The organism is Pelomonas sp. Root1217 (assembly GCF_001425705.1).
Lineage (GTDB): Bacteria > Pseudomonadota > Gammaproteobacteria > Burkholderiales > Burkholderiaceae_C > Pelomonas.
Window position 1 is genome coordinate 1073791 of record NZ_LMDC01000012.1, and the last position, 17274, is coordinate 1091064.

At 65.5% G+C, this 17274-nt stretch carries 19 protein-coding genes and 1 pseudogene; 10 read left to right on the top strand and 10 right to left on the bottom strand.

Annotated features, from left to right (window positions below):
• Nucleotides 1-5: 5 nt before the first annotated feature.
• The gene (locus tag ASC95_RS13850) at nt 6-1244 is read right to left on the bottom strand and encodes a glycoside hydrolase family 5 protein (protein WP_235537923.1); all 1239 of its coding nucleotides are present in this window, start codon (nt 1242-1244) and stop codon (nt 6-8) included.
• Between the two features lie 167 nt (nt 1245-1411).
• On the opposite strand from ASC95_RS13850, the gene ASC95_RS30660 reads away from it, so the two are divergent.
• Nucleotides 1412-1768, top strand: coding sequence for a hypothetical protein (locus ASC95_RS30660; protein ID WP_157256295.1), 357 nt, complete (start codon nt 1412-1414; stop codon nt 1766-1768).
• Nucleotides 1769-1888: 120 nt separating this feature from the next.
• Here ASC95_RS30660 and ASC95_RS30665 read toward each other — a convergent pair whose 3' ends face one another.
• The 3 genes from ASC95_RS30665 to ASC95_RS13860 all read right to left on the bottom strand — a co-directional run bounded on the left by ASC95_RS30665 (nt 1889) and on the right by ASC95_RS13860 (nt 4125).
• Nucleotides 1889-2578, bottom strand: a complete 690-nt coding sequence (locus tag ASC95_RS30665; protein WP_157256297.1) for a hypothetical protein — start codon at nt 2576-2578, stop codon at nt 1889-1891.
• On the bottom strand, nt 2575-3279 hold the full coding sequence (locus ASC95_RS13855; RefSeq protein ID WP_057298250.1) for a hypothetical protein: 705 nt from the start codon (nt 3277-3279) through the stop codon (nt 2575-2577). The genes ASC95_RS30665 and ASC95_RS13855 overlap by 4 nt, the downstream gene beginning before the upstream one ends.
• 114 nt (nt 3280-3393) lie before the next feature.
• Complete coding sequence (locus tag ASC95_RS13860; RefSeq protein ID WP_157256299.1) at nt 3394-4125, bottom strand: hypothetical protein; 732 nt, start codon at nt 4123-4125, stop codon at nt 3394-3396.
• 1112 nt (nt 4126-5237) lie between these two features.
• Between ASC95_RS13860 and ASC95_RS29975 the strand changes: the two are divergent.
• Together ASC95_RS29975 and ASC95_RS13865 are read left to right on the top strand one after the other, a co-directional pair.
• Nucleotides 5238-5375, top strand: a pseudogene (locus ASC95_RS29975) (isocitrate dehydrogenase kinase/phosphatase-domain containing protein); the annotation flags it as partial.
• A 98-nt stretch (nt 5376-5473) separates the two neighbouring features.
• Nucleotides 5474-6058 carry a hemerythrin domain-containing protein gene (locus tag ASC95_RS13865; protein WP_082567799.1) on the top strand — a complete coding sequence of 195 codons (585 nt, stop codon included), beginning with the start codon at nt 5474-5476 and terminating at the stop codon, nt 6056-6058.
• 169 nt (nt 6059-6227) lie between these two features.
• Here the strand turns inward: ASC95_RS13865 and ASC95_RS13870 are convergent, their stop codons facing one another.
• Nucleotides 6228-6596, bottom strand: coding sequence for a VOC family protein (locus tag ASC95_RS13870; protein ID WP_057298252.1), 369 nt, complete (start codon nt 6594-6596; stop codon nt 6228-6230).
• Nucleotides 6597-6783: 187 nt separating this feature from the next.
• Here ASC95_RS13870 and ASC95_RS13875 point away from each other — a divergent pair, with 187 nt between their 5' ends.
• Nucleotides 6784-7407, top strand: a complete 624-nt coding sequence (locus ASC95_RS13875; RefSeq protein WP_056204918.1) for a hypothetical protein — start codon at nt 6784-6786, stop codon at nt 7405-7407.
• A gap of 81 nt (nt 7408-7488) precedes the next feature.
• Here ASC95_RS13875 and ASC95_RS13880 read toward each other — a convergent pair whose 3' ends face one another.
• From ASC95_RS13880 to ASC95_RS13890, 3 genes are read right to left on the bottom strand one after another with little or no spacing between them, the layout of a single operon-like run.
• Nucleotides 7489-7785 (bottom strand): histone, encoded by a 297-nt coding sequence (locus ASC95_RS13880; RefSeq protein ID WP_157256301.1) that lies wholly within the window; start codon nt 7783-7785, stop codon nt 7489-7491.
• Between the two features lie 12 nt (nt 7786-7797).
• Nucleotides 7798-10341, bottom strand: a complete 2544-nt coding sequence (locus ASC95_RS13885; protein WP_057298254.1) for a protein kinase — start codon at nt 10339-10341, stop codon at nt 7798-7800.
• Complete coding sequence (locus ASC95_RS13890; protein ID WP_056204908.1) at nt 10338-10877, bottom strand: ECF-type sigma factor; 540 nt, start codon at nt 10875-10877, stop codon at nt 10338-10340. Before ASC95_RS13890 ends, ASC95_RS13885 begins: the two co-directional genes overlap by 4 nt.
• Nucleotides 10878-10965: 88 nt before the next feature.
• Here ASC95_RS13890 and ASC95_RS13895 point away from each other — a divergent pair, with 88 nt between their 5' ends.
• Nucleotides 10966-11214 (top strand): DUF3297 family protein, encoded by a 249-nt coding sequence (locus ASC95_RS13895; RefSeq protein WP_056204906.1) that lies wholly within the window; start codon nt 10966-10968, stop codon nt 11212-11214.
• On the opposite strand, the gene ASC95_RS13900 is transcribed toward ASC95_RS13895, so the two are convergent.
• Nucleotides 11205-11591 (bottom strand): hypothetical protein, encoded by a 387-nt coding sequence (locus ASC95_RS13900; RefSeq protein ID WP_057298255.1) that lies wholly within the window; start codon nt 11589-11591, stop codon nt 11205-11207. The two genes, ASC95_RS13895 and ASC95_RS13900, sit on opposite strands and share 10 nt — an antisense overlap.
• Nucleotides 11588-12946: a cytochrome P450 gene (locus tag ASC95_RS13905; protein WP_235537915.1), complete on the bottom strand. Its 1359-nt coding sequence runs from the start codon at nt 12944-12946 to the stop codon at nt 11588-11590. Before ASC95_RS13905 ends, ASC95_RS13900 begins: the two co-directional genes overlap by 4 nt.
• A gap of 61 nt (nt 12947-13007) precedes the next feature.
• On the opposite strand from ASC95_RS13905, the gene ASC95_RS13910 reads away from it, so the two are divergent.
• The 5 genes from ASC95_RS13910 to ASC95_RS13930 all read left to right on the top strand — a co-directional run bounded on the left by ASC95_RS13910 (nt 13008) and on the right by ASC95_RS13930 (nt 17247).
• The gene (locus ASC95_RS13910; protein ID WP_082567770.1) at nt 13008-13853 is read left to right on the top strand and encodes a helix-turn-helix domain-containing protein; all 846 of its coding nucleotides are present in this window, start codon (nt 13008-13010) and stop codon (nt 13851-13853) included.
• 22 nt (nt 13854-13875) lie between these two features.
• A complete protein-coding gene (locus ASC95_RS13915) occupies nt 13876-14673 on the top strand; it encodes an ABC transporter substrate-binding protein (RefSeq protein ID WP_057298257.1) in 798 nt (265 codons plus the stop codon).
• 104 nt (nt 14674-14777) lie between these two features.
• Nucleotides 14778-15956 (top strand): acetyl-CoA C-acyltransferase, encoded by a 1179-nt coding sequence (locus tag ASC95_RS13920; protein ID WP_057298258.1) that lies wholly within the window; start codon nt 14778-14780, stop codon nt 15954-15956.
• Complete coding sequence (locus tag ASC95_RS13925) at nt 15956-16585, top strand: LysE family translocator (protein ID WP_057298259.1); 630 nt, start codon at nt 15956-15958, stop codon at nt 16583-16585. The genes ASC95_RS13920 and ASC95_RS13925 overlap by 1 nt, the downstream gene beginning before the upstream one ends.
• Entirely contained in the window at nt 16582-17247 is a 666-nt protein-coding gene (locus ASC95_RS13930; RefSeq protein WP_057298260.1) for an SDR family oxidoreductase, read from the top strand. Before ASC95_RS13925 ends, ASC95_RS13930 begins: the two co-directional genes overlap by 4 nt.
• Nucleotides 17248-17274 lie beyond the last annotated feature (27 nt).

The following is a 17274-nucleotide window of genomic DNA, read 5'->3' on the forward strand; positions in this document are numbered from 1 at the left end:
CTTCCTTAGCGCTTGCCTGCGCCAGTTAATAGGGCGTCGAGCTCGGTTTGGTCGCGGACAGTATTGTTGCTCCGGTCAAAGACGCCTGAACCGTCATCCCAGTAAAACGGGACCAATCCATTTTCCAATGCCCGCTGGGTAACATACTTCAGGTAATACTTGCGCGATGCTTGATGCAATTTTAGCGACTCGCCGGTCAGGTTGCGGCGCCGAATGGCCGTATATTCACCCAGGATCACCGGAATTTCGTTATATATAAATTTCTGTTTAACCCGGGTAAACAGCTCGTTAACGGCGGCCTCCTCGCCCCAGAGGGAATTGTGCTCGGAGTCGGTGCTTGAGCGGAAATTGCTCCCCCAGTAATAGGCTGGCTTACCCCAGGCTTCATCGCGCGTCATCAAGACGAAGTTATAGGGCGTATAGAAGTGCATCTCGGCCATGAGCTTATTGCCGACGGTATCCTTCGGAAGCGTCCACCAGTTCACTGATTTTTCGACATCCGCAGCTGGCCCTTGCACGACCAGTACGCGGTGGCTGTTCTTGCCGCCGGTCGCGCGCACCGCATCGATAAACGTCTGATGATAGGAATTCAGGACATCCACCTGCTCTTCCGTGCTTACATTCGGCTCGTTGGCGCTGGCAAATAGGAGGTGTTCGTCGAAGTCGCGCAGATGCGTGGCAATCTGCTCCCATAGCGCGCGTTGTTTCGCGTTGGTGGCTGCCTGCTTGTCGGCCGTGACATTACGTTCCAGCCAACCGCCGTCCCAGTGAGTATTGACGATCACATAGAGGTTGTTATCCACGCAATACTTGACGACCTGCTTGACACGATCCAACCAGGCCGCGTCGATTTTCGCCGTCTTCTGATTCGCGTGTTGGTTCCAGGACACCGGAATGCGGACCGCATCGAAGCCGCTGGCGCGCACCAGGCGGATCAGTTCTGGGCTGACCTTCGGGTTGAACCAACCCGTTTCGCCGCCTAGAGATTCCAGGGAATTGCCGAGGTTCCAGCCCAACCTTATACGGCTGGCAATCTGGACCGCGGTGCTAGTCATGCCGATATCATCGGCGGCGATAGGATTCAGGTTGTAGCTGGGAAAAATTCCCACATTCTGCGCCGGTGCCGGCGTCGTGGCCGGATGCAGAGTGGGCGTCGGTACGGTGCTGGCGGCAATGGCGCTTCCGCTGCTACAAGCGGCGACGAAAGCAAGGCTCGCCAATAGGAATAGGGCGCGGCATTCCATTGTTTTCACTTCTACACATTCATACTGTATTGATTACGCCGGTCCGCCGGCTTGGCCGGCGCACTCATTGTCCTGGAGCAGCGAGTGCGATTGTGGGTAGAGGTCAGTTGCCAGGGGAGCCTTGGGAATTGAGGCGGGCACGTCGCTTTAGCAGCCGTTCGATTTGAATGGGAAACGCCTTTCTTGCCGAATCGCTATCTTCACGCTTGCCCATCAAAACGTATGTCACCAACGAATTGCCGACACTCGCATTGCACGTCGCGAAATTCCATTCGCCGGCCGACTTTTCGGAGCAAGTAGGTTGGAGCGCCTGGACACCCGATGGCATCGCTGCAATCGACACGGACAGGGATGGTGAATGTGCGTTTTTTGGCGGGGTAAAGGTGCAGACGTCCACGTTCCTTCGTGGTGCGCCGCTCGTACCGACTTCTTTCGAACTGACCAACTTCATTGAGTGTTGGTTGAGTTGGAGCGCTTTGAGTACCTCTTGGTCCACGAAATCGCACGGCGCGCCGGCAGATTGAGCAAAAGCCAATGGCGGGGCAAGGCATGCAGCCAGAAGTAGCGCTAGAAAATTCCGAAACATGTTTATCCTTTGAGGCGATTGAAAAACGTGGTGAAAACGTTGCGGAGGAACCCTTCCATTACCTTAAACAAACGGGCGGCCTAGGGGGGAGTGGGAGGGGATCGCCGCGCAGGCCTGGCAATTTGTCAACGATGCAACCGACTCCCCAAGCCTGATTTCCAGAACTATTGACACCCTGAAAATCAGACATAATGTTCAAACTGCCCGTTTTCGAATCACTTGCCCCCAACGCATGCAGCAACTCGTGAACCACTGAACGATACATCGCATCGTTATATCCAGGCATTTGCGGGTTGAAGCAGAGGCTAATTGCCTCTTTGCTACATCCATCTTGGCCCAAGAAAACTTTGACTTCGGCAGAATCCAGAAATCCATTTACTGGCGGACTGCTCTCAATAACTGCCGTTCGGTTATTGGTTGGGGATTTTGTATTCGGAAATGATATATTTATATTTGGACGATCTATATCATACTCCGTTACTAACTGGAAGTTTATGCCAGCGACCTGGCCGGTCAGCAAAGAGATAGCGCGGGTGACTGCATCCTTCACATCGGCACCCACGACGTCATTTCCATTTGCATCTTTTGTGTTGGGTTTAATGACAATATCCACCGTAGCGTTGGCCTTAATTTTAGGTACGCCTGCGTTTAAACCGACGCCATCACATTCGGTCGCGCTAGCGCTGCCAATCGAGAAACCCGCTGACACGATCAGTATGGCGCTTTTAATAAGCGTCTGGCCGCTCATTTGCACCCCTCCTGTTCCAGGGACTCCTGAACCATGGCCTTCGCACGCGTTACAGTCGTGCCGGACTCGAACGGCGACCAACCAGGGGCGGCGGGATAGATAGTCTCGTTTGAAATCTCGAGAAGATACGGAGTACCGGCAAAGATCCTCCTGTTCTTGTCGGTAGCAGAGTGCATGATCATCAGATAGTGGCGACCCTTCACGTAGGCTGCCTGGGGATTACCTAGACGAATGATTTCCCCCTTGTATTGGACCTCTCCACCTTGAACTAGTAGCTCGAAGGATTGCACTTTCGACGCGGGCTGCACGCTCCAACTATCAACAAGTTTGAAATGCAGCTTCGTAAAAATACCAATCTCGTCTTTCCCGATGAATGATTTTGAATTCTGAAGCTCGGCTATGCCAAATACAGCATAACGACAAGCGAAGCGTTGCAACGCTTCCAGGGTAGGATCCATTTCACCCGATACCGGAAGTGCCTCCGGAAATGAAAAATATGTAGATCCAAGAACGCCATCGGGATGCTTGCTGTCCCGCAGCTTGTCAAGCTTTAGGCTCTGCCTCATTCTTTTCGATTCGGGGAGCAACGACGCTGCTATGCTTTGGTCGCCATCATCGATGGTTAAGGCCTCATCGGCCGCTATAACGGAGGCGGCTGCCATCATCAACAGCGCGGCGATTAACGATCTTTTCTGAAACATAGTTCAATCCATCTCTTGGTGATGATGTCGGCCGCACCGCCTTCAGCTGAACAGCGGCGCGGTCAAACAGGTGAGAAATGTTTAGCGGAGCACAGGGGCTTCAGCCTCTGCCGGCTACTCGACGGCGGCATCAAGCTCGGGTTCTGGTATTTCGCCGGCAATCTTGCAGAACCACTTGGCCCCGGCGGCCGGAATACAGTCGTCATACGGCTTCGGCGCCGGGCACATCCAGCCGCTGATCTGCCATTTGCATCCCTCCTCGGGTGGATCACCAGGAGTGCGCGGGTCATAGACAGTCATGCGTCCGGTGTATGGCGCGTCAACATGCGTAAGCGCCTCGATCATGCCCTGCAGTTTGACCACCGCAGGGACATATTGCCGGTTGATTTCATTCTCGGCGTTGATCAGTAACGCATGCCCGGCGGCTGCGGCGCCTCTACCCACCACGGCAATACGAGTTTTTCCCGACAGGGAATACTTCATGCGCAGGTCAGCATACGCGGCCGGGAATGGCTCGGAGTTAATTTTGGTGCAGGCGACCCTCGGAGAGTTGACGACAACGGCGCACACAAAAATCTCATATTTCGACCGCGCCACCCAACTGGCACGCGCATCCTTGATAATCGGTGCCGGGTAAATGCCCTCCACATTGCCGATGTATTTTGGCATCTCGACTGTGAAGCAAAGGCCCTCTGGGTCATCGCAGATGGCAGCCAGCTGCCCGCCTTGCCACTTCATTTTCGGCGTTGAGGTTTCAGCTGCATAAACGTTGCTGACGCCAGCAAATAAGATAAAGGGCGCCGCCAAAGTTCGGATTGCCATTTTAAATTGACTGATTTGCCACATTGATCTAGTCCGGTAGTGAAATTATCGAGATCGACATTGGAATTCGGCTTCCAGCGATACCCTTGCATGAAAAGGGCTGGTGGCTCACATACCCGCGTGCAGAGACGATGGGTGGACAGTGGCAAGCCAAACTAGTAATGCGCCTTAGAGGAGACGTTCTACTCGGGCGGCAATGGTGCTTGCACTCGTTATGGTCGCCCAGGCGCCATGCGAATCAAGTCTTTGTGAAGCCGTATCGGGCAGACTCATACCCGGCCGAGGCAAATTGTCAGTCTGGTTGGCAAACGTGGGCAGCGACATTGAATTAAAGCCGCAAGACCCGCCACCGCCACCGCCTCCACCACCGCCCCCTCCTGAACAATGGCTTGTGCAACCTGCCATAGCGGAACTAGCGGCAGTTTCACCCGCTTGGGAAGCCGCACTCGCCATACTGGCGAGGCAACCAGCTTCGGCACCCGAGTATTGGGCGTATTGGGAACAGACGCTATACGCCTGTGCCATGATGCTATTTATGGTCTCCTGCCTAACTGAATTTGCGAGGCTGGCGCACGCGTCCAGACAGCCTTGGTCTTGAGCGTGGGCAACAGTGGAAGATGCCATCATGAGCGTCAGTACAAGCGCAGAGACGGCAGAATTTTGGATAGTTTTACGAAAAATTTTCACAAAGGTGGTCCTGATAAAAATTAAAGGAAGGTCACTAGCTCAAAATTCGACGCGCGGGAGGCGAGTCACTTTTGGGAACGCTTAAATGCCTGAATATTCGATGAATCTCTCCGTTTTCCGGAATTGCCCCTAGGGTCGGCCAGCGGGCAGCGTGCGATCCATAGCCCCAATTGGGCGCACGTGAGGCGATTGGTCATGCCACATTGGGTGCTTGAGGCGCGTGGTCATGCCACTTTACCGATTCAGTGCAGTTGTGGGCTTAGGGCTAACGATTTGTGAATATTGCCCAACAGGGTCAGACCGGCAGGCGGAGTGCGGGTCAGGGGCGCAGTTCGGGGCATCGGAGTCGAAGGACTTCTTGCGCCACCCTGCCTGCACCTCGGCGGCCGTGACCTGCCGCAGCGCCGACACGGACTTGCTTGCCGAGGCTGTCGATCGGCAGGCCCGAGCAGTTGGAGGGCGTCGTCGTCGAGTACGGCAACGCGATCACGGACCTGGTGGCTGCCAACATCTTTCCCGGCGACATGCTGTGGAAGAACTTCGGCATCACTCGTGAGGACCGCCGCCACGGCAAGGTCGTGCTTTACGCCGCTGCCTGAGCCGAAGCGGCTCCGTCCGACAGGCGCGGCCCCCTCGCCAACCAACAATGGCGCAGCCGCAACTCGTGGCCGCTGGGAGCCCCTGCATGATCTTCGACGCCATCCGCGAAAGCCACGACCTGCAACGCGATCTGTGCCGCAAGCTCACCGCGTCGCGCGGCGACACGGCCGCGCGCCAGTTGCTGTTCCTGCAGTTGAAGGTCGAGCTGATGGCACACGCGGCGGCCGAAGAGCGCTTCCTCTACGTGCCGCTGCTGATGGAGGATGGAGGCCTTGATGCCTCGCGGCATGCGCTGCATGAGCACCACCAGGTGGACGAACTGCTCGAAGACCTGTCCGTGCGCGACAAGCAACAGGACGGCTGGATCGCAACCGCCAAGCAGCTCAGTTTCAAGGTGCGCCACCACCTGAAGGAGGAGGAATCGAAGTTCTTCCACGTCGCCGGCCGCCTGCTGTCAGACACGAAGAAGCAGCAACTCGCCGGCAAGTACACACGCGAGATCGTGCGCATGCGCAAGCATTACGCCGCCGAGTACCAGACCGTGGCGGTGTCAGCAGCGACTGGCTTGGTCAAGCCCGCCAAGCCCGCTGCCGACAAGCCGGCGACGCACGGCAACGCCAGCGCCGGCGCCCAGCTGCGCGGCAAGAGCAAGCCGCGGCGCACGCGCTGATGTGAACGCCCCTCGTCCGGTCTCGCCACGCTGAACGCGGGCAAGCCCAGTCGGTCCCCCGCGGGGACGCGGCCGCTCACGGCATCGAGCCGCGAGCGGGCTCAGGCGGGCCGGCTTGGGGCGGCCCGGCGCTGGGCCCGAAGTACGAACGCGGAGTCGCCGCGGTGCTTCAGCCCTGCGTCGGCCTGAACACCCGCACCCGGTGGCCGTCCGGGTCCGCCGTCACGGCCGTGTAGCCGAAATCCAGTGCCGTCGGCGCCTGCAGCACCGGCCAGCCAGAGGCCTTCCAGGCGGCGACGGCGGCGTTGACTTCGTTGTCGGTGGCGACCGTGATGCCGATCTCGGCACCGCCGCCGCGCTGGCCGCTGCCCGGCTGCACGTCATGCGCGGCCCAGAGGCCGAGCATGGTCTTGTCATTGAGCATGAACATCGCGAAGTTGGGGCTCTGCTCGACGGGTTCGCGGCCCAGCAGCGAGCGGTAGAAGAGCACGCTCTCGGCGGGGCTGTGCACGTAGAGGATGAGGCAGTCGGGTTGCATGGCGGTCTCCGCTAGGTAGTGAATGAAGCCATCGTCGGCGCCGGTCGTGTCACCGGTTGTCAGCAGGCCCGGCGGCTATCCCGGCGGTAGTTTTCACATCGCGCTTGTGATCCCTGGCGGGGCGCACTTGCGTCCTTGATGACAGGCCCGGCGTGTTGCCGTGCCCCACCTCTATCGGAGAACCATCATGGCCGCATTGCCCGTCACCATCGCCCTGAAGAGCATCAAGTGCAAGATCGAGACCGACGAGGTCGGCTCGGACGAGCCCTATGTGCTCGTCACCGCCGTCGACCTGACCAACCCGATCCTGCCCAACGCCGAAGTCACGCTCTACGGCCCGTGGGGCGACGTCGACGAGGGCGAATCCCGCAGCACCCAGCCGCTGCAGCCGGGCATCAACCCGAGCGACATGCCCTTCATCATCTGGCGCCGCAATGCCTGGGGCCCGTCGGGCCAGGCCAAGGCCATCGCCAACCCGGCCAATGCCGTCATCCTCGTGTCGATGATGGAGCATGACGATGGCAAGCCCGGCACGGCGCGCGAACTGACCAAGGGCGCCGTCGTCAGCTCGCTGGCGGCCTCTGCCGGCATGACGCGGGCTCAGCGCGTGAGCAAGCTGAAGGCCGACATCCACGGCGCGCTCGGCATTCCCACCGGCTTCCCCAACTTCGACGACCGCGTCGGCACGACCCAGGAGTTCGTGCTCAGCACCAACCTGCTAGACGTGGCGGCCGGCCCCAAGAGCAAGACGCTGACCATCGTGGGTGATGGCGGCAAGTACGAGGTCACCCTCGTGGTGACCAAGGGCTGAGACCCGACCGAGCACAGGGCCTGCGCCCTGTGCGACGCGGGCCTGCCGTACAAGGCGGCAGGCATATCGGCCCACTGCTTGTTAACCGCCCGCCTTGACTGGCGCCTTCACCGCCGGGCAGGCGGTGTTGGCCGGGTCGGGACACTTCGGCAGCTTGGGTTTGACCTGGGTACCGGTATTGCTGCCATTGGTTGCGGCGCCACCACCGCTGCCACCGGCGACGGGCGCAGCGCCGCCGGGCGGGGTGGCAGCCTTCACCGCCGGTGAGCTGGCGGCCTTGGCCGCCGGGGTGCCCGTGGCCGGTGCCGCATCAGCGGCGTGCGCCGCGAGCGCGGCGCCCAGGCAGGCCGTGGCCAGTATCAATTCGAGAAGTTTCATCGCAGTCCTCCGTCAGAAGTCCAGCAGGGCCAAGCCCAGCGGCGCCGGGTGGGATGTGGACGATAGCAATTGCGAAAACCGGGTGCGCACGGCCGCGGCGTCGGCACGGTCGGCCAGCGCACCAGCGTAGGCATCCAGCGCGTCGCGCGCGTCGCGGCCCTCTCCGAGCGCGACGAGCGCCCTCAGCCGCAGGCGGTCCGGATGGCCCGGCGGCAGGCCGGCCTCGGCCAGCGCCAGGGCTTCGTGATAGGCGGTGCGAGCCGGCTCGATGCGACCAGCGCTTTCGTGGGCCAGGCCCAGCAGCGCCAGCGTCGGCCAGCGATCGGTGTCCTGCAACCCCAGGCGCGTGCGCTGGGCGGCCTCGGCCTGCGTCAGCATCGCGACGGCCTCGGCCGTGCGCCCCTGACGTAGCGCCGCCTCGCCGAGCAGTGCGCGCGCGCGCTCCGCCGCCGGGTGGCCCGCCTCTTCCAGCGTGGACAGCAGGGGGCGCATCCGCTCTTCGGCGGCCGCCGGCTCGCCACGTCGCAATTGCTGGCGTGCCGCCACCAGCCCCACGACGGCGGTCGCCTGGGCTTCGCCGCCGCTGCGGGCCTGCGCCAACGCCAGCTCCGCTTCGCGCGCCGCCTCGTCGGGTCGGCCGGCGTGGAACAGCGCGGTGGACAGCCAGGTGCGCGTCGAGACGGTGTTGAGGTCAGCCGGCCCCAGCACTTCCTGCAGCTCCTGCACGCTGGCGCGCAGCAAGGGCAGGGCGGCGACGTGGTGGCCCAGTTCGACCTCCATCGTCGCGACGGCCATCCGGGCCTGGGCGGCGATCAGCCGCCCCGCGCCTTCGCTGGCATCGACGAGGGCTTGCAGCCAGTGCCGCGCGTCGTCCCAACGCCCCTGGGCCCGGGCGAGGCTGGACATCGCATCGGCCACGCGCCGATAGCGCTCGTGGCGCGTGCCGAAACGCTCGCGAACCCCTTGCTCGGCCCGCGCCAGCAGCGACTGCGCATCGTCGAGGCGGCCGGCCTCCGTCGCCATCTCGCCGAGATGGGCGAGGGCGGACAACGCCACCGCGTCGTCCTGCGCCGGCGCCGCAGGCACCAACCCCATCAGCAGCGCGCGCGCATCGTCGGTCTGGCCCAGGCGGCTGCGGGCATTGGCGAGCTCGAAGGCGACGTCGCGCCCCGTCTCGCCGCGGCCCTGCAGCTGGGCGTGTGCGAGCGACAGCGCTTCGGCCGCAAGCGGCATGTCGCCGGATTGGTTCAGCAGCAGGCCCAGTGGCCGAGCCACTTCGGCCAGCATGGCCGGGTCATCGCCCAGCCGTCGCTTGGCTTCGGCCCAGCTGCGCCTGAGCAGCTCGAGCATCGGCACCGTCGCGCTACCGGAGGCATCGGGGCTGAGGCCGGCGAGCAGCTCGGTCAGCACGCTCTGCACACGCCGCGTGCGTTCGGCTTCGCGTGCGGCCTCGCGCCACTGCCAGGCGGTGGTGGCCATGCCGGCCAGCAGGCTGGCCAGCACCAGGCTGAGTGCGAGCAGCTGCAGCCGGTAGCGGCGCGCGAACTTGGCGCTTCGGTAGGCCAGCGAGTCGGGCCGCGCCAGGACGGGGCGATGCTCGAGATGGCGGCGCACGTCGTCGGCCAGGGCGCTGGCGCCGGCATAGCGCTCGTCGGGGCGCTCCTTCAGCGCGCGGCCGACGATGAGCGCAAGGTCGCCGCGCAGTGTGGCCCCTGGCTCGCGCTGGCCGGTCAGCAGCAGGCACAGCAGCCGCCCCAGAGCGAACACGTCGGTGGCCGTGCTGACGGGTTCGCCGCGCAACTGCTCCGGCGCGGCGTACTCGGGCGTCAGGCCGGCGGGCAGCTGCGCCGTCAGTTCTGCCCCCGCGTCGTCGGCGAGCAGCTTGGCGACGCCGAAATCCAGCAGCTTCACATCGCCGTCCGCGGTGACAAGGATGTTGCCTGGCTTGAGATCGCGGTGCACGACCAGCCGCGCATGCGCATGGGCCACCGCGTCGCAGACCTGCAGGAAGAGCTGCAGCCGCGCCTCCAAATGGAGGTTTTGCAGCTCGCACCAGCGGTCGATGCGCTCGCCCTCCACCAGCTCCAGCACCAGGTAGCGCGTGCGCGTCGCGCCGACCAGGGCCTCGCCGATATCCAGCAGGCGGGCGATGTGTGGATGGGTCAACCGCGACAGCAGCTCGCCCTCGCGGCGAAAGCGCGCCTGGTTCCCCTCGCCGCGCCACGGGCTGTGCAGCAGCTTGATGGCCGCCTCGCCGCTGTGGGCACCATCGCTGCGCCGTGCGCGCCAGACCTCGCCCATGCCGCCGCTGCCCAGCGGTGCGACGAGGGTCCACGCGCCCAGCACCTGGCCGGCCAGTTCCGGTGCGTTCGGCAAATGGGCAGGCTCTTTCAGAAAGCCACCGGCTTCTGCGGCGCGGTCAGCGTTGATGAGCGCCTCCAGCCGCTCCCGTTGCGCCGACGGCAACTCGGCCAGCAAGGCTTCACGCTCGGCCGGCGTCGCGTCCTGCCATTCATCGAAGGCGGCGAGCGCGCCAGCCTGATAGGTCGTGTTCACGCCTGCAACGCGTCGAACAAGAAGGCCCGCGCTTTACGCCAGTCGCGCTTGATCGTCGGCACCGAAACGCCCAGCAGCTCGGCGATCTCCTCCAGCTCCAGGCCGCCGAAGAAGCGCATCTCCACGACCTGGTGGGCGCGGCCGTCGGCGCGCTCCAGCATCTGCAGCACGTCGTCGAGCTTGAGCACGTCGGGCGGTGCAATCTGCTCCAGCGCGGCGGTCGACAGCGTCACCTCGGCCTGCCCGCCGCCGCGCTTGTCGGCGTGGCGCTCGCGCACATGGTCGATGATGACGCTGCGCATGACCTTGCTGGCATGGGCGAAGAACTGCGCACGGTGTTGGGCGGCTTCGCGGCCCGCACTCTTCAGCCACACCTCATGGATGAGTGCCGCCGGCTCCAGCGTCATTGGCGCATGGCCGGCGAGATGACTTCTTGCCAGGCGCTTGAGCTCGGGATAGAGCAGGGTGTAGAGGCGGTCTCGCGCCTCGGTTTCGCCGGACGCCAGGGCCGTCAGCAGCTGGGTGATCTCTGTCATGGGCGCGATGCTGGCGCCAAGTGCGCCCGTGCGGAACCCCCACCTTGCGCGCGAGAATGCCGGTTTGCTTCTCCGCCCGCCCCATTCCATGCCTGACACCCCCAGCCGCCCCGAACTGCCCGACCATCTCAGCGTCGACCCGCGCAGCCCGCATCACGTCGCCGCCGTCTTCGAGCACGACATCGGCATCCGCTTCAATGGCAAGGAGCGCCAGGACGTCGAGGAATACTGCATCAGCGAGGGCTGGATCAAGGTGCCCGCCGGCAAGACGCTGGACCGCAAGGGCCGGCCGCTGTGCATCAAGCTCAAGGGCGCCGTCGAGGCTTTCTACCGCTGAGACATCAGCACCAATGCGGCAGCCGCTAGCAGCGCGATCCAGGCCGGATGGCGGCCGCGGTTGCTGAGCAGTACCAAGCCGCCGCTGACCGCCAACGCCGTGGCGGCGGCCGCTTCGATGATGCCGCCGGACATTGCCTGCACCGCCGGTTGGGCCAGCCACGCCAGCACCACCGCCAGTGCCCAGGCCAGGGCCGTGACGACATGCCAGCTTGCCCACAGGATGCGCGTCTGGAATTCGCGCAGCGCCGGCTGGCCGCCGACGGGCACCAGGCCGCCAGCGCGCAGATGGCGGAACACCATGCGCTCGCCCAGCCATGAGTGCGCCAGGCCGATGACGAAGACCAGCGCCGCCGCGCCAACGAGCCAGGGGTTCATGCCGCCCGCCGTGAAGTGAGCCTCAGTGTGAGGCCGGACTCGGGCCGCAGCGTGACGGCCATGCGCGGCTTGGGCGCCTCGTTGCCGGCCGGGCTCAGCTCGAAGCGCTGCAGCAGCAGGGCGGCGATCAGCGTCATCTCCAGCACCGCGAAATGCTGGCCCAGGCAGACGCGTGGGCCCAGGCCGAAGGGGATGTAGGCGCCGCGCGGGATCTCGTGCGCGGCCCCCGGCATGAAGCGCTCGGGCTTGAAGGCCAGCGGCGCATCCGGCCACCAGCGCGGGTCGCGGTGCAGCAGCCAGGGCGTCACGCGCACCAGCGTGCGGGCTGGCAGGCGCACACCGCCGAGCGTGATCTCGCGCGTCAGGCGGCGCGTCATGATGGCCGCCACCGGCGGGTACAGGCGCATCGCTTCCTTCAGCGTAGCGGACAGGAACGGCATGGCACCCGAGTCATCGGCCGTCGGCACGCGGCCGGCCAGCACGGCATCCACTTCGGTGCGGGCGCGCGCCTGGGCTTCGGGGTGGGCGGCCAGCAGCCAGCTCCACCACAGCAGGGCCGTCGCGCTCGTCTCATGGCCGGCCTGGAAGCTGACCATGCACTGGTCGTAGACCTCCTGCGGCGACAGCGCCTCGCCGGTCGCCTCGTCGCGCAGTGCCATCAGCATGCCGAGCAGATCGGGCGTGCCGTCGCCGGACGCACGCCGGGCGTTGACGTGCCCACCCAGCAGCCCATGTATCAGCCTGCTCGCGCGGCGCTTGGCCGCCTTGCCCGGCAGCGGCAGCCAATCGGGCAGCGTGAATGGCCAGAACATCTCGGCCAACGCCGTCTCGCTGAGCACCTGCACAGCGTGCGCCGCCGCCGCGGTGTCGGCGCCGATCGGCGTGCTGAACAACGTGCGCGAGATGACGTCCATCGTCAGGTGGCTGAACAGCGTGTCCATCGCCACTTCACCGTCCTGCACGCCGGCCAGGCCGGCGGCGGCTGCATCGGTCATCAGCGCCGCGTAGCCGGCCACGCGCCTGGGCGTGAAGGCCTGCATCAGCATGCGGCGCTGGCGCTGCCAGGTGGGCCCTTCAGTGACGAGGACGGACTGGCCCATCAGCTGGGAAAACACCTCAGGTCCGCGTGCCCAGCGGATGAGCGCGTCGGCATGGTCCACCATCACCTCGCGCACCAGTTCCGGGTCGAAGACATCGACGCCGCGTTCGCCGAGGATGGTCTGGCGCGGCAGGTCGCCCAGCGACCGCTGCGCAGAGATCACCGCGAGATAGTCGCGCCGCATGGCCGCAAGCACGGGGATGCCCCACCAGCGCGTGGGGTGGCCAGGCAAGTCGTTCCAGGTCAGTGTCGTCATGGGCCGTGATGCTGCGCTCGGCGGGCGGACGGGTCTTGAACGAATGCGACACTGGTCTCCGATGCAAGCCCATACACGCCTTTGGCTGCCGCCGCTGGCCCTCGCCGGCTGCGTGCGTGGTGTGATGCTGCGCGACACGCGCGGCCGAAACCTCGACGCCGTGCAGCGAGAGAACTACTTTCCCGCGACACCGCTGGTCCAGCTGTTCTGGTGGGCCCAAGGCAGCAGCGAATGGCTGGCGACGCCGGGGTTCTCAACGCCGCCACCCGAGCGCCGCCATGCGCCGGTGCTGTTCGGCGGGCCGTTCACGCTGCCCACGCACACACGCAACGCCGGCGAGGTGTGGGCCTTCAAGCTGCTGCTGTTGCCGGATGCCTTCATCGCGCTGACCGGCGTCGCACTGGACCGCCACGTCAACCGGGTCGTCGATGCGCGGGAAGTGCTGCCCGCGGACTGGCTGGCTTGGGCCGAAAGCATGGCCGCCGCGGCCGACGACGCGACGCGTTTGCAACTGCTCGAAGGCTTCCTGCTGCCACGCTGGCAGGCCCTGGGCACGCAGCGCCCCGGCCACCGCTATGCCGACTGGACCCAGGCCCTGGCGGTGCGTGCCGCCACCAGCGCGGCTGGCCGCAGCATGCGCCAGTTGGAGCGCCGCATCAAGGCCTGGGCCGGCCTGCCGATGCGCGAACTGCGCGCCGTGTCGCGCGCCGAGAACGCCTTCCACGCGGTGGCTGCCGCCGAGGCCGGCGCGGGCGTGAACTGGGCCGACATCGCCGCCGACAACGACTACGCCGACCAGAGCCATCTCTGCCGCGAGACGCGCCGCCTGACCGGCTTCAGCCCCGAGGACCTGCGCCGGCGCATCCAGGCGGAGGAAGCCTTCTGGGCTTACCGGTTGTGGCGCTGAGCCTGACGCCTAAACTGGCGCGATGACCCGCCACCTGCTCCTGGCCCTGTTGCTGTGCTGGGTGGCTACATCGGCCCATGCGGTGCCTTGCCCGCAGCCGCTGCGCATCGGCTTCAGCGATGCGGCATCGCCACCGGGCCTGCTGGGGGTGGGCCCCGGCTTTCCTGAGCCGCCGGGTTGGGAGGTCGTCGCCGTGCGCGAGGCGCTCAAACGCCTGGGGTGCGAGGCCGAACTGCTGCGTCTGCCCAACCGCCGGTTGTCGGCCTCATTGGCCCAGGGTGGCGTTGACATCGCGCTGCTGTTCGGCAGCACCCCGGAGAGGTTGCGCAGCTTCCGCTTTCCCCTCGACGCCCACGGTCGGCCCGACGTGGCCTGGGCGCCCGTGTTCGGCCACCTGGCGCTGTTCGGCCGTGGTGGCGAGGCCCCCGATCCCGCCTGGGACGGCAAGCTTCTGCCCAAGGGCCTACGCGTGGGCGTGCTGGCCGGCTCGGTGCAGGACGCCATCGCGCGCGGTCACGGGTGGGCGGTCGAGCCCATCAGCGCACTCGACGCGGGGCCGACCATGTTGCAGGCGCGCCGCTTCGACCTGCTGCTGACCACCCGCGAGGTGCTCACGCCCGAGCAGCGCGCCGAGCTCGTCGAATGGGCGCCAGGGGTGGCCAAGCTGCCCTATTTCGCGCCGGCCTCGCCGCAGTTCGCCCAGCGCCACCCGGACTGGACGCGCGCCTTCTGGCGCCAGCTGTGCCAGGCCGTGCGGCGGCTGGAGCCCGACGTCCGCCCGGTCGACTGCGGCAGCGCGCCGGCCACGACCTGGCGCTAGGCCCCAAGCCCAACCGATTGACTCCGGCATTGCGCGGCAATTGACGCATACGTCAATTGATCGCGTCAAAATGCCGCTTCTGAGTTACCAACGGAGTACATGCCATGTCCGACCCCATCGTCATCGTTTCCGCCGCCCGCACCCCCATCGGCGGCTTGCTGGGTGATTTCGCCGGCCTGGCCGGCTGGGAGCTGGGTGCGGTTGCCATCAAGGCGGCCGTCGAGCGCGCCGGCGTGCCGGGCGACTCGGTCGATGAAGTGCTGATGGGCAACTGCCTGATGGCCGGCCAGGGCCAGGCGCCCGCCCGCCAGGCGGTGCGCAAGGCCGGCCTGCCGGATTCGGCCGGCGCCGTCACACTGAGCAAGATGTGCGGCTCCGGCATGCGCACCATGATGTTTGCCCACGACATGCTGGCCGCCGGGTCGGCCGAGGTCATGGTGGCCGGTGGCATGGAGAGCATGACCAATGCGCCCCACCTGATGTTTGCGCGCAAGGGTGTCAAGTACGGCGTCGCGCAGATGTACGACCACATGGCCTTGGACGGCCTGGAAGACGCCTACGAGCGCGGCAAGGCCATGGGCGTGTTCGCCGAACAATGCGTGAGCAAGTACAGCTTCACACGCGAAGCCATGGACCAGTACGCCATCACGTCCACCCAGCGTGCCAAGGCCGCCAACGAGAGCGGCGCCTTCGATTGGGAAATGGCGCCGGTGACGCTGAGCTCTCCCAAGGGCGACACCGTCATCAAGTTCGACGAGCAGCCCTTCAAGGCCAAGCTCGACAAGATCCCCTCGCTCAAGCCCGCTTTCAAGAAGGACGGCGCCATCACCGCCGCCACCTCGTCCAGCATCTCCGACGGCGCCGCGGCCCTGGTGTTGATGCGCGAGAGCACGGCCAGGGCCCGCGGCCTCGCTCCAATAGCGCGCATCGTCAGCCACGCGGTGCACGCTCAGGCGCCCGAATGGTTCAGCACCGCCCCTGCAGGCGCCATCCAGAAGGCCCTGGCCAAGGCCGGCTGGCAGGCGGGCCAGGTCGATCTGTGGGAAGTCAATGAAGCCTTCGCCGCCGTCACCATGGCCGCGATGGCCGACTTCAAGCTGCCCCACGACATCGTCAACGTCAACGGCGGTGCCGTGGCACTGGGCCACCCCATCGGCGCCAGCGGTGCGCGCATCGTCGTCACACTGCTGGGCGCGCTGAAGGCCCGTGGGCTCAAGAAGGGCATGGCGGCGTTGTGCATTGGTGGCGGTGAAGCGACGGCGCTGGCGGTGGAGATGCTCTGATGCTGGGTACCCACGATCTGGCGCTGTTTGCCGCCACCGTCTTCGTGCTGAATGCGACGCCCGGCGTCGACATGGCCTACACGGTCGCCAGCACGCTGCGTGGCGGCTGGCGCCAGGGCGTGGCGGCGGCGGTCGGCATCATGGCGGGCTGCGTGCTGCATTCGCTAGCCGCGGCCTTTGGCCTGGCGGCGCTGTTGGCCACGTCGGCCGAGGCCTTCACGGTCGTCAAGCTCGTGGGTGCGGCGTATCTGCTCTATGTGGCATGGGGCATGGCCCGGGCCGGGCTGCGTCCGGCGTCGGCCGCGGCCGAAGTCAGCGCCCCGCAGTCGCTGTGGCGCACGGTACGGCAGGGCTTTTTCACGAACGCGCTGAATCCCAAGGTCGCGCTGTTCTTTCTCGCGCTGCTGCCGCAGTTCATCGCGGCCGACGCACCGAGCAAGACGCTGTCCTTCCTGTTCCTGGGCGCCTGGTTCATCGTGCAAGGCCTGCTCTTCCTGCTGGCCCTGATCGTGCTGGTGGCGCCGCTTTGCCGTAGCAAGCCGCGGCCCTGGCTGGGGCGTGGCCTCAACCTCGGCGGCGCCGGACTCTTCACCGTGTTGGCCGCCAAACTGGCATTGACCAAACCATGAACGTCCTCATCGTCGGTGCCTCGCGCGGCCTGGGTCTCGAATTCGTCCGCCAGTACCGTGCGGCCGGCGCGCGCATCACAGCCACGGCCCGCGATGAAGCCGCACTGGAGCGCCTGCGTGCCCATGGCGCGCGGGCGCTGAAGCTGGACGTGGCAGACGCCGCCAGCGTGTCCGGCCTGGCCTGGCTCATCGACGGCGAGAGCTTCGACGTCGTCGTCATCAATGCCGGCGTCTACGGCCCCAGCACGACGGGCCTGGAGACGCCGACCGAGGCCGACTTCGACGCCGTCATGCACACCAATGTGCTCGGCCCGATGCGCCTGCTGCCGCAGATTGCCGAGGCGCTGGCGCCAGGGGCCCGCGTGGCCATCCTCTCCTCCAAGATGGGCGCCATCGGCTCGCGCGCCAGCACCAGCGGCTGGCTCTATCGCGCCTCCAAGGCCGCGGTGAACTCGGTCATGAAGGATGCTTCACTGGCGCTTGCAGGCAAGGCCACCGTCATCAGCTTCCACCCCGGCTGGGTGCGCACCGACATGGGCGGCTCGGGCGCCGACATCGACGCGTCGACCAGCATCGCCGGCATGCGCACCGTGCTGGCCAGCGTGAAGCCGGCGGATACGGGCAGTTTCTTCAATTACGACGGGCAACGATTGGGCTGGTGAGTCCCCTTTATTGGCGGCGCGGCGGCC